Below are 14,368 nucleotides of genomic sequence, written 5' to 3' on the forward strand. Positions count from 1 at the left end.
CGTGGCTTCAGCCCTTGCGCATGATCAGCACGAGCAGGGCCATGGAGATCACGAAGCTGATCCAGATGGACGGCTCGTCCACGAGGCCGAACCACGTGACCATCTTCTCGCTCAAGGCCACGAAGGCCAGGTTGACGTAGCCCGCCGCCAGCAGGCCGATGAACAGGCGGTCCCCGCGGGTCGTCTCCAGCGGCAGCCAGCCGCGGCGGCTGGTGGTGGGCGATTTCAGCTCCCAGATCGTCATGCCGATCAGCATCAGCACGATGCTGCAGAAGAACACCGCCACCGGCAGCGTCCAGGCCATCCACTCGAACATGCTTGCCTCCTTTCGGTCGATCGCGGGGCGCTAGACGCGGCCCATCGCGAAACCCTTGGCGATGTAGTGCCGCACGAACCAGATGACGATCGCGCCGGGCACGATGGTCAGCACGCCGGCGGCGGCGAGCACGCCCCAGTCCATGCCGGAGGCACTGACCGTGCGCGTCATCGTCGCCACGATGGGCTTGGCGTTCACGCTGGTGAGGGTGCGCGCCATCAGCAGCTCCACCCAGCTGAACATGAAGCAGAAGAAGGCCGCCACGCCCACACCGGCCTTGATGAGCGGGACGAAGATGGTCAGGAAGAAGCGCGGGAAGGAGTAGCCGTCGATGTAGGCCGTCTCGTCGATCTCGCGCGGGATGCCGCTCATGAAGCCTTCCAGGATCCAGACCGCCAGCGGCACGTTGAACAGCAGGTGGGCGAGGGCCACGGCGATGTGCGTGTCCATCATCCCCAGCGTCGTGTAGAGCTGGAAGAAGGGCAGCAGGAAGACGGCCGGCGGCGTCATCCGGTTGGTCAGCAGCCAGAAGAAGACATGCTTGTCACCGAGGAAGCTGTAGCGGCTGAACGCGTAGGCCGCCGGCAGGGCCACCAGCAGCGAGATCACCGTGTTGATGGCCACGTAGATCAGCGAGTTGATGTAGCCGGAGTACCAGCTCTCGTCGGTGAAGATGGTCTTGTAGTGTTCCCACGTGAAGTCGCGCGGAAACAGGCTGAAGGTCGACAGGATCTCGGTGTTCGTCTTGAACGACATGTTGACCATCCAGTACACCGGCAGGATGGCAAACAGCAGGTAGGCGATCAGGAAGATCGTGCGCTTGCGGAAACGCCGCTCATCCATGGGCCACCTCCTTGGACTGGGTGCCCACGCGCTGCATCCAGTTGTAGAGGATGAAGCACAGCAGCAGGATGATGAGGAAGTAGATCAACGAGAAGGCCGCGGCGGGACCGAGGTCGAACTGGCCCACTGCCTTCTGCGTCAGGTATTGCGACAGGAAGGTCGTCGCATTGCCGGGGCCACCGCCTGTCAGCACGAAGGGCTCGGTGTAGATCATGAAACTGTCCATGAAGCGCAGCAGCACGGCGATCATCAGCACGCCGCGCAGCTTGGGCAGTTGGATGAAGCGGAAGACGGACAGCTTGCTGGCGCCGTCGATGCGCGCGGCCTGGTAGTAGGCGTCGGGGATGGCGCGCAGGCCGGCGAAGCAAAGCAGGGCGACCAGGGGCGTCCAGTGCCACACGTCCATCACCAGCACCGTCAGCCACGCGTCGGTCGCATTCCCGGTGTAGCTGTAGTCGATGCCGAGCGTGGCGAGCGCGGCGCCCATCAGGCCGATGTCGGTGCGGCCATAGATCTGCCAGATGGTGCCGACCACGTTCCACGGGATGAGCAGCGAGATGGCCACGAGCACCAGCACCGCGGAAGACTTCCATCCCTGGGCCGGCATCGAGAGCGCGAGGCAGATGCCCAGCGGGATCTCGACCAGCAGCACCGAAAGCGAGAACCCCACCTGGCGCAGCAGTGCGCCTTGCAGGTCCTCGTCGCGCATCACCGCCTTGAACCACTCGGTGCCGACGAACACGCGGCGCTCGGGGGAGATGATGTCCTGCACCGAGTAGTTCACGACCGTCATCAGCGGCAGGATGGCGGAGAACGCCACGCACAGGATGACTGGCAGGATCAGCAGCCATGCCTTCTGATTGACCGGCTTCATGCCATCAGCTCCTCGTTCTTGTAGTAGCAGGTGTGGCCGCCCTTGACGCTGAACCACGCACTCTCGCCAACGGCGGCCGGCGTGGTGTCGGGGCTGAGGCGCGCGCGGATCACGCTGTCGCCTGCCTTGGCGGTGACGAGCCAGTAGGTACCGACGTCCTGCCGCTGCGTGACGATGGCCTGCAAGGCGCCGGCCGCACCGGGTGCTGCCAGCGTCACGTACTCGGGCCGCACGCCCAGCGTCGTCGCGCCGGCGGGGGCGCCGGGCAGGACGTCGGCGGGCAGGAAGTTCATGCCCGGCGAGCCGATGAAATGCCCGACGAAGGTGTGCTGCGGGCGCTCGAAGAGCTCGCCGGCCGTGCCGATCTGCACCGCGCGGCCGCGCGTCATCACCACCACTTCTTCTGCGAAGGTCAGGGCCTCGACCTGGTCATGCGTCACGTACATCAGCGTCAGCTTGAGCTCGTGGTGGATCTGCTTGAGCTTGCGGCGCAGCTGCCACTTGAGGTGCGGGTCGATGACGGTGAGAGGCTCGTCGAAGAGCACGGCGCTCACGTCCTCGCGCACCAGGCCGCGGCCGAGCGAGATCTTCTGCTTGGCGTCGGCCGCCAGGCCGGCGGCGCGGGTGTCGAGCTGGCCGCTGAGCTCCAGCATCTCGGCGATGACGCCGACGCGCTGCTTGATCCTGTCGCGCGGCACGCCGCGGTTCTTCAGAGGGAAGGCCAGGTTCTCGGCCACCGTCATCGTGTCGTAGATGACGGGGAACTGGAACACCTGGGCGATGTTGCGCTGCTGGGGTGTCTGCCGCGTCACGTTGACGCCGTCGAACTGCACCGTACCCTGCGACGGCGTGACGAGGCCGGAGATGATGTTGAGCAGCGTGGTCTTGCCGCAGCCCGAGGGACCGAGCAGCGCATATGCCCCGCCATCGCGGAAGACCATCCTGAGCGGCAGCAGCGCGTAGTCTTCATCCTGCTGGGGGTTGGGACGGTAGGCGTGGGCCAGGTCGAGTTCGATGCGGGCCATCAGGTCAGCTCCTTGCCCGGCGCCACCAGCAGCTCGCCGTCGGCGTCGAACACGTACACCTGGCCGGGGCTCAGGTACAGCGTGAGGGGGGCGCCCAGATCGAAGAAGTGCACGCCGGTCAGTTGGGCGACCAGTTCTCCCACCGGGGTCTGCACGTGCACGAAGGTGTCGGAGCCCGAGATTTCCGCCAGCTCCACCGTGCCAGGCAGGGCCACGTCGCCCGGGCGGCTTTGCAGGTGCAGCGCGCTGGCGCGCACGCCGAGGGTCAGCGTGGCACCGTGGGTGGGCGGCAGGGTGACCGTGAACTGCACGCCCGCCGGCAGGCTCACGCCCGTCGGACCGGCGTTGCCGGCGAGCAGGTTCATCGGTGGGTCGCTGAAGGCGCGCGCGACGCGGATCGACCGCGGCCTGTGGAACACCTCGGCCGTGGGGCCGTACTGCAGCACTTCGCCGGCGTCCATCACGGCGGTGTAGCCGCCGAGCAGCAGGGCTTCGGTGGGCTCGGTGGTGGCGTAGACGACGGTGGAGTCGCCCGCGGCAAAGAGCTGCGTGAGCTCGTCGCGCAGTTCCTCGCGCAGCTTGTAGTCCAGGTTCACCAGGGGCTCGTCGAGCAGCATCAAGGGCGCGGCCTTCGCAAGGGCGCGGGCCAGCGCCACACGCTGTTGCTGGCCACCCGAAAGCTCCGCGGGCAGGCGCGAGAGAAAGGGCTCGATGTGCAACTTGGCGGCCAGCTCCTGCACGCGGCCAGCGATGTTCTTCTCGCGGCGCAGCTTGAGCGGCGAGGCAATGTTGTCGTACACGCTCATCGACGGGTAGTTGATGAACTGCTGGTACACCATGGCGACGTTGCGCTTGCGCACCGGCATGCCGGTCACGTTCTTGCGGTCCACGTGGACCTGGCCGTGCGTGGGCTTGTCCAGGCCCGCCATCAGGCGCATCAGGGTCGTCTTGCCCGCCTGGGTGGCGCCCAGCAGCACCGTGACGGCGCCCGGCGCGAGCCTCAGGTCCAGTGGGTAGAGATGAGTCTCGGGGCCCACCACCTTGCCGACCCGCTCCAGCGTCAACTCCATGTCGTCGTCCTCACGCTGTCTCCGATGCTTGTCGCTGTCGTTGTCGCTTCACCCGGCCAGCGCGTCGCCCACCAACGGGCGACGTCTCGGCGTTGTGCTTCGCTCATGTGCAGCCCGAGCTTGGTGCGGCGCCACAGCACGTCGTCGGGCGTGCGTGCCCATTCGTGGTCGTGCAGATAGACGAGCTCGCCCTCGTGCAGGCCCGGTGCGATCTCTTCACCCAGGCCTTCGGCCCCAAGAACCCTGTCGATGCGAGCGCCATAGCAACGCGCCAGCCGGTGGCGCAGTTTGACCGGCAGCGCCGGATGCCGCTCCCCTAGCTTCTGTTCAAAACGCGCGAAGTCGACGTCGGGCCGGGTGGCCGGGCCTATCCAGGCACTCAGGTCGCCGCCGGGCAGCCAGGCGCCCGCGGTCCAGGCGGCCGTCTTCAAGCCCAGGCCTTTGCAAAGCCCGTCCGCCGCGTCTTCGGCCAGCTTGCGAAAGGTCGTGATCTTGCCGCCCCACACGGTCAGCAAGGGCGCCCCGTCGGTGTCCTGCTCGAGCAGGTAGTCGCGGGTCACGGCCGAGGGATCTTCGGCGTCGTCCTCGATCAGCGGGCGCACGCCGGAGTAGCTCCACACCACGTCGCCCGGCGTCACCGGCTTGACCAGGTAGCGGCTCGCCTGTTCGCAGAGGTAGCGGATCTCGTCGTCGGCTATCTTCGCTTCGCCGGCCGGGCCCTGGTGCTCGACGTCGGTGGTGCCGATGAGCGTGTAGTCGCCCTCGTAGGGAATGATGAAGATGATGCGCTTGTCGGCGCCCTGCAGCGCGTAGGCGTGGTCGTGGTCGAACAGCTTGGGCACGACGATGTGGCTGCCCTTGACCAGCCGCAGCGGCTTGATCTTGGATGCCTGCGCGTGGGCGTGCTCCTTCAGAAACTGAGCCGCCCAGGGCCCCGCCGCGTTGACGAGGGCCCGGGCGCGCACGCGGCGGACGCTGCCCGTGGCGTCCTGGAGGGTGACCTGCCATTGGCTGCGGTCGCGCTGGGCGTCGACGCAGCGCCAGCCGGTCAACACCTGGGCCCCCCGCTCGGCGGCGTCCAGCGCGTTGAGCACCACCAGCCGGGCGTCGTCGGTCCAGCCGTCGGAGTACAGGAAGGCACGGGAATAGCGCGGGTTCAACGGGGCGCCCAAGGCGTGCCCGCGCAGGCGGATGGTGCGTGAGCCGGGCAGGAACTCGCGCCGCGCAAGATGGTCGTAGAGGAACAGGCCGATGCGCATCATCCACACCGGCCGCATGCTCGGGTCGTGCGGCACCACCAGCCGCAGCGGCCACATGATGTGCGGGGCACTGCGCAGCAGCACCTCGCGCTCGGCCAGCGCCTTGCGCACCAGCCCGAAGTCGTAGTACTCCAGGTAGCGGATGCCACCGTGGACCATCTTGGTGGATGCCGACGACGTATGCGCGGCCAGGTCGTCCTTCTCGCAAAGCACCACGGACAGGCCGCGCCCGGCCAGGTCGCGCGCGATGCCGGCGCCGTTGATGCCGCCGCCCACGATGAGCACGTCGCACGCTGGCTCTGCACCCGGGTGGGCGGGAGCTGCGGCCGGCTGTGTCGCGCCCGTCAGGGAGTCGTTCAAGCTGTCTCCGTTCTGCGTGAGGGGGCGCTGCGCGTGCGCCATGGATGTTCGCTTTTGTTCGCATGCGTTCGAACTTTTTCTTTTTAAGCCACAAGCGAACGCTGCGCAAGCGCAAATCCCCCCTAGGGAACATCCCGGCTCGCCTTTACGCTGATCCTCCAGACTTGAAGCCAGCCCTGCGCGCATGATCCCCAACCCTCGACAAGCCCTGCTGATCCAGGAGGTGTGCAAGCGCGGCACGGTCTCGGTGGAGGCCTTGGCCGAGAAGTTCGGCGTGACGTTGCAAACGGTGCGTCGCGACGTGAAGCAGCTCGCCGCGGCGGGCCTGCTCGCGCGCTTTCACGGCGGCGTGCGCATGCCGACCTCAACGACCGAGAACATCGCGTACCGGCAGCGCCAGCAGCTCAACGAGCACAGCAAGCAGCGCATCGCGCGGGCCATCGCGGCAGTCGTGCCGCAAGACTGCTCGCTGATCATCAACATCGGCACGACGGCCGAGGCGGTTGCGCGCGAGCTGATGAACCACCAGGGCCTGCGGGTCATCACCAACAACCTCAATGTCGCCGCCATCCTGAGCGACAACCCCGCCTGCGAGGTCATCGTGGCGGGTGGCGTGGTGCGGTCCCGCGACCGGGGCATCGTCGGCGAAGCCACGGTGGACTTCATCAGCCAGTTCAAGGTGGACATCGGGCTGATCGGCATTTCCGGCATCGAGGACGACGGCACCTTGCGCGACTTCGACTACCGCGAGGTCAAGGTCGCACGGGCGATCATCGAGCACTCGCGGCAGGTGTGGCTGGCGGCCGATCATTCGAAGTTCAACCGGCCGGCCATGGTCAAGCTGGCCAGGCTCGACGAGGTCGACATGCTGTTCACCGACCAGGTGCCGCCAACGCCGTTTCCAGCACTTCTGGCGGAAGCGGGGGTGCAGTGCGAGGTGGCGCCTTGAGATGGAGAAGGTACCGCAAGGCCCTGGCATCCACGAACACCGCCAGGCGCGAGCTGCGGGACATCCGCGCTTGCCGAGCCGCAACAGGCTGTGAGCTGCCGTTCGCGTTGAAGCTGCTCGGTGGTATGTCGACCTTAGTGCCGCTTCCAAAGTGCGACAACCACGGGGTCGTCCGTGACGTAACGCTGTCGAAATGCTGCGTCAGCTACTACGCGCGTGGCCCAGTCCCGCACATCCTGCGTTGGTCGATCTTCACCAAGATACTCGGCGCGGCCGAAAACGCTGCGCGCCTGATCGCGAAAGAGATAGGCGTCATACCACTGGCCATCTTCTCTTTGCGAAGGAAATTCCATGTAATGTCCGAAAACCCAGTTCTCGGGATGATTGCTCCGTCTCGTCTTGCGGGGAGCAACGTTGTAGAAGATGCCATGCATGACAGGCCTCACTTGTTGACTTGGATCTCTCGCCAGTTCATGCGCTTGAGCCCCAGGGTGGCGGGCGGGCGCGTTTCAATGCGCTCGACCGGCTTGCATTCGTTGCCCGAGCAACCCGAGCCATCATTGCCCGCCATCAGCTGTGATTTGCCGACCCCTTTGACGTTGACGCTGTAGTACTGCAGATCGTTGATCACCCCGTTGATGGGCGCATAGCAGGAAGGGCCGCCCCTCGTCACGGCGCAGTTTCCGGTACCCAGGTCGAGGGCATAGACCCGACTGCTGCCGTTCGGCGAACACGCATCCGCGGTGCTCGGCGACGTTGCCGCAAAGGCGACGGTCCCATAGAAGGATGTCGGGTCGGACAGCACGCGCCACCCTGCCCCACCCGCCGATACACCCAGATCGACGAACCAGCCCAGCTGACTGCGCAGATCCAACGAGATCTTGGCGCTCAAATCGGTCAGCTGCCGCATATGGGCGACGGTCAGAGGGAATGTGATGCCAGGCGGCAGATCGGACTTCGTGCCGTTCACGCTGCCGTCATTGCTGAACTGCGCATTGGTCCCATCGATGATGGCAAAAAAGCGCTGGGCCTGGCTGCTGTTCAAGTCGCTCGAATCCAGCAGTCGACCGGTGCCCACGGCGATATAGCGTCGGTTGCTTCCCGGCTGCACCACCGGCAAGGGCCTGCTGGTGATGGGCAGAGGCTTGCCATCGGATCCGACCAAGGTCGCGAACTTGACCGCATTGGGATAGCTGCCGGTTCCCGTCACGTCCACGCGCCAGACATTGCCCATCAGATCGCCGCCATAGATGGCATCCGCGACGCCGTCGGTCAGGTCGATCACGAAAGCGTTCACCTGGGCCAGGCCGGCCTGCTTGGTGGTCGAGCATTCGCTACAAGGTGCAGCCACCTTTTCCAGCAAGGCGCCATTGCGAGGATTGATGAAGAAGAAATAGCCCTGGCCGCCGCTGTTGTTGTAGCCGGAGCCTGCCACCACGACCCAGCCGTACTTGCGCGTCTTGACCACCGCAGGCTGGCCATAGGTGAATCCCAGTTGGGGGTCGCTGAACTCCCAAAGCACCTTCTGGGCGGCCGTCGCTTCACTGGTCACTGAAGACGGGTCGGTGACGTCGAGGGCGTAAATGGTTTTGCCCCCCTTGCCCAGTCCGCCGATCAGCAGTGTGCGCCAATCCGTGCCACTGCCCCCCTGCGTGCGGCCCAGGTCGACGTCAATGACCTGTGGGCTGGCATCGAGGAGGAAGTGGTGGACGAAGTCGGGATTGCCGAACGACGCCAAGCCGCTGACGCTCGGATTGGACGTCGGTCCCTCGAACACGCCGCCCGGCACAAAGGCCCACACCTCTTTGCCGGCGGTCGGGCCACTGAGAGTGCCGTCGACGGCATGCAGCATGCCGGCATTGGTGCCCACATAGACCATCTTCCGGCGGTTGGCGTAGTTGGCCTTGAAGACGTCATAGCCCGGGTTGCTGGCACTCGAGTAAGGGGCGGAAGGCGGGCCGACCGGGCGCGCTTTGGCGTTGACGATGTCGCCGACGAGACCCGCTCGGTCGCGATAGGCGTGGGTGGAGCCAGGCGCCACGGACGACCTCTCGTTGGTTCGCTCGCCGCGCACATAGTTGAGATAGTCGATGGCGTCGTTGCCGCCTCCGTAGCTCGTATTCAGCGCCCGGCGTTGTGAGGCCGAGATGGTGTCTTCCCTGAAGGGGACCCCCCTCCCCTTGGCAGCGTCGAAGGTGACGATGTTGCGCCCGTTCTTCCAGCCGGTGCCGGCCGCCTGCGCGGCCAGCACCTCCGAGAATTTCCATTGAGTGACCATGTCGGGCGCTCCGGTCTCGGCATCGAACACCGTGTTGCTGGCGATCAGCTCGCCGGTCCAGGTCTTGGCGTCGTACTTCGTCGAATAGGCAGCCACGCCGAGCGCCGAGACCTGAGGCGAGGCGGTGGCGAACGATGTCGTGTAGGCATTGAGCTGGGAGGCGATGCTGGAAAACGTCTTTCTCAGCCCTGCCACCATCTGATCAGCCTGGGCGGCGGTGAAATAGTTGTCGGGCCGAGGAGCGCCGTCGGGCAGCTTGTCGCCGGTCGTGCTCCACCACGCCTTGTTGGCATCGAGTTGGGCCTTGGTGGCCGAGGACACCGAGAAAGTGCTCGGCGGATTGAAGCCGCCGAATTTGGCTGCCAGGTAGAACTGGTTGTTGGACCTGTAGCGCTGGTACTCCAGCACATCCAGCCAGTAGGTCTTGATGCTCTGGTTGCCTGGCAGGTCGGGCCGGATGTCGATCATGTTCGACCAGTAGGCCAGGCCCGCGATCAGCGCGCCGTTGTTGCTGCAGCAGCCGTTGTAGTTCTGGACGGAACCCAGGGACCCGCCAAGGCCTTGCAAGAGGCCGACCTTGTTGGTCCATTCCGTCGCATTGATCTCGGTGTCGCCGGACACCTCCGGAGGTTGCGCAGATTCGGACGCTCCGGTTGCCCCCGGCACATTGCGGTCGGCGTGGGTATTGACGTCGCCGATGCCGAGGATGAAGTTGCGCTGGCAGGAGTACTGAATGGGATCTTTCCAGGCCGTGATCACCGGGAAGCCGTCGGCCCAGGTCTTGCGCGTGGCCGCATCGGCGCTCGCCATCGAGCTCCACGCCGGCACATTGCCCTTGTTGCGGAAGTAGCGCTGCACGCCGTAGTACAGCTCGCTGACCGGGTCGAAGTATTTGTATCCGCCCGGGGTGATCTCGCCGAACTTGTTCAGGTAGTTCATCACCCCGCTGTTGGCCACGGCCACGCCGAACTCCCCGCTCGTCGACCTTGCGTCGGCCGGATCCGGATTGGCGAGCATCACGCCCGTCGACGCATCCCATTCAGCACTGGCGTTGGCGATCGGCAGACCTCCCGGCACCGGGGACTGGGGTCCGATGAACTTCTGGCGCGCACGAAGCACGCCGCCGTCACGGTTCATGTTGGCCGTACTGATGTTGCTGTCGTTGAGATAGCCGAAAGCGCTGTACCGGATCTTGTCCGCGTACTGCTGCAGCAGTCCGGTCGGCTTGTACGCATTGCCGCCGTATTGCGCGCAGTTGCCTTCGAGGTTGTCGACGGACGCGGAGGCATCGCAAACCTTCACCCGGATGAAGACTTCGTAGAGCGTGCCGTGCTGGTAGACCGCGCCGGGGTCGTAGGCCGCGGCTGCGCCAGCAAAGTTGGTGGTGGGCAGGCCGGCTGCAGCGGTCATGAAGCGCATCTTGTTGCCCAGCGACCAGATGCGGGTGGAGATGCTGGCGGCAGCCGCGAAGGGCGTGGCTCCAGCCACGTCGGCGCTGCTGGAGACACTGCTGTCGGGAAAGTTCGTCGTATTTCCCTGGCTGGTCGCCCAGGCCTTCTCGAGCACGGTCAGCGAAGGGGTGTCGACCACCCGGTATCCCCCTGTCAGCGCCCAGCGGAAGGGGTCGATGGTCTGCATCGAAGCCCAGTTCAGGTAGTTGCCGCTCCAGTTGCCGGAGCATGTCCGCGTCGTGGTGCGCCCGACCGGATAGAAGTAGTTGTCGATTCCCACGCCATCCGTATAGCGATAGGCATAGCACTTGGCCGGATCGAAATAGCCGATGTAGTTGTTCGCCGAGGAGTAGGTCCGCGACGGGTGGGCGACGCTGATGGCGGTCGGGTATTCGACCGAAAGCGCCAATGCCAGGTTGCCAGGGACGTTGACCGCCGAGAAGACGGGCTGGTCAGCCAAGGGCACCTGGGCGCTGGCCACCACGGCAGCGATCAGCAGACCGGCAGCCACGAACAGGGCACGGAAGTTTCCTGATGGGAAAGAGTTCATGCGGAACCTCGGATCACCGCGGTCGGCGGATTCAATTGGTGGTGAACGTGGACTGGAAGAAGGACTGCGTCTTGCGAGGGCCACTCACACGCACCGAGATCCGATAGATCGGCTGTTGTGGCACAGCGCCGGGATTCGCGTCTGCTCCGCCCTCACTGGTCTGGGAATTGATCCATTCGCTCGAGCCGCCGCCGAATGCGGCCTGGTTGACCATCGAGCATGTGCTCGGGCCGCACAGGCCCGGCGCCGTCGCCATGCGATCGACCACGTAGCGCACCGTCACACCCAGGTCGCGTATGAGGATGTCGTTGCCGGCGGAGCCGACATTCCCGAACTCAGCCTCGGACAGCAGCGCCAACGGAATGCTCTGGGCATTGGTCGGGAGCAGGGTCGCCTTGTAGTTGGCGACTTTCAGATCCTGGTTGCGCGCGTTCACATCGGCCAGGGCGCCGGCGTTTCGCACGCTGTCCATCGCGACCTCAATGGCCCTCTCGCCCTGGTTGGCGAGGTCCTTCTTGAAGCCGAGGCTGCCGACGATCTGCTGACCTGCGGTGATGGAACGCGCGATGGCCACCGCTCCGATCAGCAGAATCACCAGCGTGATGAGAACGAAGATCAGCACGAAGCCGCGCTGGATACGCAGGCTTGACCGGTGTGGGTTTGAGACCATGAGCTTCATCGCCGTCAACGCGAATCGCGGATGTTGCGCAGCGGGACAGTGAACTCGACAACGCGGTAGCGCTGATTGGTTGTCCCGGCCGGCACGGCGAACCTGTAGCGCAGCGCCTCGTCGAGATCGCTGAACAGGGTCAGGCTGGCAGGCGTGACCTCCGTCTTGTCGACCAGATCGCTGCGCAGGACCAGGCCGATTCGGACCGCGAGAATGCTTTGCAGCCGCCCTTGCGATGCCACGCTTGCATTCGTCAACTCGGCGGCCGTGAATCCGGCGGTGCTCGGAGCAACCCATGCGTCCACCTGGCCGCCCTTGCCCGTGTCGACGCCATAACGCACTCGCAGGTCGACGACGCCTTCAACCAGGGGCTGACTGCCGTCTGCATTCAACTGCAGCAGGTCATACGCGAAGAGGGTGCCGCCGGCGCCGATGCCGAGCAGCTCGAGGCGCGGCTGATTGCCGACCAGGTTGCCGAGCAGGGTGACGAAGGAGTTCCCCGTCGAGAACGATCTGATCCCCAGGCCTCCAATGGTCTCGGCGGCGTAGCTGCCCCCGAACTCCAGGACAGGCACACGACCCCCGACGAAGCCGGCATTGACCTGCTGAACCATGCATCCGAGCCCGACCTGCGACAGCAACGCGAGGTCCCCGGCACGCATGCCCAAGGTGTTTGACAGCGTCAACCGCTCTGCGGTGACGGACTTCGGAGCCACGGGCAGGCTGCTCTCACCGAGACCGGCATTGCCCGTAGCGACAGCAATCACGTCGGAGCCGTTGGCTCCGGCGCCAGCGAACACCACCAGGGGGACCAGGCGGTAGCTTCCGGGCACCGCCGAGAAGGGCGCCGGAAACCCCCTTGCCGCAGGCAGCAATTGCGCCTTGTCGCGGGATGCGTGGACCAGGCAGCCGTAGTTTTCCGCAACGGTCTGACTGAAGCCGGCGCCTGCACTGCGCAGCTCCCGGTCCAGGAAGTATGCGGCGTAGGCTGCATTGCTGGTCAGGTCGTTGCCGGATGACACGCCGCGGCGAAAGGACTCCTGACGCAGCACCAAGACGGAAACCGCGAGTGTCAGCACCAGCCCGATGACCATCGCGACCATCAGCTCGGGCAAGGAAAAGCCCCGCATCGACGCAGTGCTGGCACTCATCGCGGAATCACCACGTCAGTCAGGTACTGGTGCGTGTCACCAGCGCTGCGGCCCGATTGTGAGAACGACCAGGTCACCGTGATGCGGGCCTTGGTGGCGTCGGTGGCAGTGACTGTGCCGATGCCGTTGGGGACGCCTTTCGCGCTCGTGTCGGCCACCCGCGCTGCCCAGGCCTTCACAACGGCCGGGCTCACGTCGACGGTATTCGAATTGAACATGATGGCGGCCATTTCGCTTGCCAACAGCGTTGCCCGCTGCGCGTCTTCGCTGCCAACCGACAGCTGCATTGCCCGCGCCTGAAGCGCGACGAGCCCCAACAGACCGAAAGACGTGATCAGCAAGCCGACCAGCATCTCGATCAGCGAGAAACCTTGATTGGACGATCTGGACTTGCGCATCACCGACATCCATCCGGCGCACTGGCCGATTTGTCCGGGTCGCACAGCCGGATCGAACCGGCCAGCGTCACGACAAGACGCAGCGATCGGTCCTCGGGCTGTTTCGGTCCCAGCGTCACGTCGTAGCGCGCCGCAACGGCCGTGCAGGACACACCGACGCCGCCGGGGTCAGCCAGGGTGGCCTGTCGTCCGTCTCCGCCGAAACACAGCGCAGTGCTCTTCGAAGACAGAAGCACGCCTGAGGAAACATCGGTCAACACGCCGCACTGCACGGCTTCCGCGGCATCGTCGGTCTGCAGCGGATCCGGCACCACCCGGATCTGCCAATAGGGGCCGCTTTTGCTGGCGGTGGACGCCGTCGTGCAATTCTTGCTGTCGGTTCGGAAAAACACGACCGTATGCATGCGGCGCTGGGCTTCGGCCTGCGCGAGGCGCACGCCGGAGAGCAATGCGTCCGCCACGGTGCGCATGCGCGCGTTGCGGATCCAGCCGACGAGATTGGGCAGCGCCACTGCACCGAGGATTGCCAGAATGCTCACGGCCACCATCAACTCGATGAGGCCGAAGCCGCAAGCGCGCTCGCGGTTCAGCACGTGTCGCCCTTCCTGGTGATCCATTTGCTCGCACAGGTGCTTCCCCATCGGGCCGGCAGGGCCGTGGTGGCGCGGACGTCCTGTTGGTTGATCGTGTAGGTGAACCCGCGCACAGGTCCTCCCCCCTGGGCTTGAAGCGTGAAACCCTGTGCGTTCGGGCTGCCAACACAGCTGATGACGAAATCACCGAACTTGTTTGTCGCGCTGCAGGGCGAAACGAAGTTGCCGGTACTCGCGTAAGTGCGGTTGTCCCAGTAGTACCGCTCCATCTGGGCGCGCACAACGCTCAGTCCCGTGACGGCGTCGGCGAGTCGACTGCGTGTCACGTAGTCCCTGTACTGCGGCATCGCAATGGCCGAAAGGATGCCGATGATGGCGACCGTCACCATGACCTCGATCAGCGTGAAGCCGGACGCATCGACCGGGACGTGCGCCCCCCTGGCCATGCGTCGGCTTTGCGACGAGCTCAGCGAGTGAGCGGCGCATGAATGAGGACTCCCAGGAAGGACATGAAGAGCGTCTGGCATCACGAACTGCAGCGTAGCGCTTTCTCTGTTTGTGTAGGTTTAACTCTACATCTT

At 65.2% G+C, this 14,368-nt stretch carries 14 protein-coding genes; 1 reads left to right on the forward strand and 13 read right to left on the reverse strand.

Translation table 11 applies throughout. The features are described 5' to 3' along the window. Positions 1-7: 7 nt before the first annotated feature. Genes J2X20_RS19810 through glpD form a run of 6 tightly spaced genes read right to left on the reverse strand, consistent with a single transcriptional unit; the run spans position 8 to position 5,789 of the window. Positions 8-316 carry a DUF2160 domain-containing protein gene (locus J2X20_RS19810; protein ID WP_310268318.1) on the reverse strand — a complete coding sequence of 103 codons (309 nt, stop codon included), beginning with the start codon at positions 314-316 and terminating at the stop codon, positions 8-10. Between the two features lie 30 nt (positions 317-346). Next, positions 347-1,159: a carbohydrate ABC transporter permease gene (locus J2X20_RS19815; protein WP_310268321.1), complete on the reverse strand. Its 813-nt coding sequence runs from the start codon at positions 1,157-1,159 to the stop codon at positions 347-349. Beyond that, positions 1,152-2,033 (reverse strand): carbohydrate ABC transporter permease, encoded by an 882-nt coding sequence (locus J2X20_RS19820; RefSeq protein WP_310268324.1) that lies wholly within the window; start codon positions 2,031-2,033, stop codon positions 1,152-1,154. Before J2X20_RS19820 ends, J2X20_RS19815 begins: the two co-directional genes overlap by 8 nt. Then, positions 2,030-3,058, reverse strand: a complete 1,029-nt coding sequence (locus J2X20_RS19825; protein ID WP_310268329.1) for an ABC transporter ATP-binding protein — start codon at positions 3,056-3,058, stop codon at positions 2,030-2,032. Before J2X20_RS19825 ends, J2X20_RS19820 begins: the two co-directional genes overlap by 4 nt. After that, positions 3,058-4,128, reverse strand: coding sequence for an ABC transporter ATP-binding protein (locus J2X20_RS19830; RefSeq protein WP_310268333.1), 1,071 nt, complete (start codon positions 4,126-4,128; stop codon positions 3,058-3,060). Before J2X20_RS19830 ends, J2X20_RS19825 begins: the two co-directional genes overlap by 1 nt. Next, complete coding sequence (gene glpD / locus J2X20_RS19835) at positions 4,119-5,789, reverse strand: glycerol-3-phosphate dehydrogenase (RefSeq protein WP_409034178.1); 1,671 nt, start codon at positions 5,787-5,789, stop codon at positions 4,119-4,121. The genes J2X20_RS19830 and glpD overlap by 10 nt, the downstream gene beginning before the upstream one ends. 142 nt (positions 5,790-5,931) lie before the next feature. Here glpD and J2X20_RS19840 point away from each other — a divergent pair, with 142 nt between their 5' ends. Beyond that, on the forward strand, positions 5,932-6,696 hold the full coding sequence (locus J2X20_RS19840) for a DeoR/GlpR family DNA-binding transcription regulator (RefSeq protein ID WP_310268336.1): 765 nt from the start codon (positions 5,932-5,934) through the stop codon (positions 6,694-6,696). Positions 6,697-6,830: 134 nt separating this feature from the next. On the opposite strand, the gene J2X20_RS19845 is transcribed toward J2X20_RS19840, so the two are convergent. Genes J2X20_RS19845 through J2X20_RS19875 form a run of 7 tightly spaced genes read right to left on the reverse strand, consistent with a single transcriptional unit; the run spans position 6,831 to position 14,233 of the window. Further along, positions 6,831-7,130: a hypothetical protein gene (locus J2X20_RS19845; protein WP_310268339.1), complete on the reverse strand. Its 300-nt coding sequence runs from the start codon at positions 7,128-7,130 to the stop codon at positions 6,831-6,833. An 8-nt stretch (positions 7,131-7,138) separates the two neighbouring features. Then, a complete protein-coding gene (locus J2X20_RS19850; RefSeq protein ID WP_310268343.1) occupies positions 7,139-10,975 on the reverse strand; it encodes a pilus assembly protein in 3,837 nt (1,278 codons plus the stop codon). A gap of 31 nt (positions 10,976-11,006) precedes the next feature. Then, positions 11,007-11,654 (reverse strand): pilus assembly PilX family protein, encoded by a 648-nt coding sequence (locus J2X20_RS19855; RefSeq protein WP_310268346.1) that lies wholly within the window; start codon positions 11,652-11,654, stop codon positions 11,007-11,009. A 5-nt stretch (positions 11,655-11,659) separates the two neighbouring features. Beyond that, the gene (locus tag J2X20_RS19860) at positions 11,660-12,796 is read right to left on the reverse strand and encodes a PilW family protein (protein ID WP_310268348.1); all 1,137 of its coding nucleotides are present in this window, start codon (positions 12,794-12,796) and stop codon (positions 11,660-11,662) included. Beyond that, positions 12,793-13,194: a type IV pilus modification PilV family protein gene (locus J2X20_RS19865; protein ID WP_310268351.1), complete on the reverse strand. Its 402-nt coding sequence runs from the start codon at positions 13,192-13,194 to the stop codon at positions 12,793-12,795. Before J2X20_RS19865 ends, J2X20_RS19860 begins: the two co-directional genes overlap by 4 nt. Further along, entirely contained in the window at positions 13,194-13,787 is a 594-nt protein-coding gene (locus J2X20_RS19870) for a pilus assembly FimT family protein (protein ID WP_310268354.1), read from the reverse strand. The genes J2X20_RS19865 and J2X20_RS19870 overlap by 1 nt, the downstream gene beginning before the upstream one ends. Continuing rightward, complete coding sequence (locus J2X20_RS19875; RefSeq protein WP_310268359.1) at positions 13,781-14,233, reverse strand: type IV pilin protein; 453 nt, start codon at positions 14,231-14,233, stop codon at positions 13,781-13,783. Before J2X20_RS19875 ends, J2X20_RS19870 begins: the two co-directional genes overlap by 7 nt. Between the last annotated feature and the right edge of the window lie 135 nt (positions 14,234-14,368).

It is taken from the genome of Roseateles saccharophilus, from assembly GCF_031458095.1.
Lineage (GTDB): Bacteria > Pseudomonadota > Gammaproteobacteria > Burkholderiales > Burkholderiaceae_C > Pelomonas > Pelomonas saccharophila_A.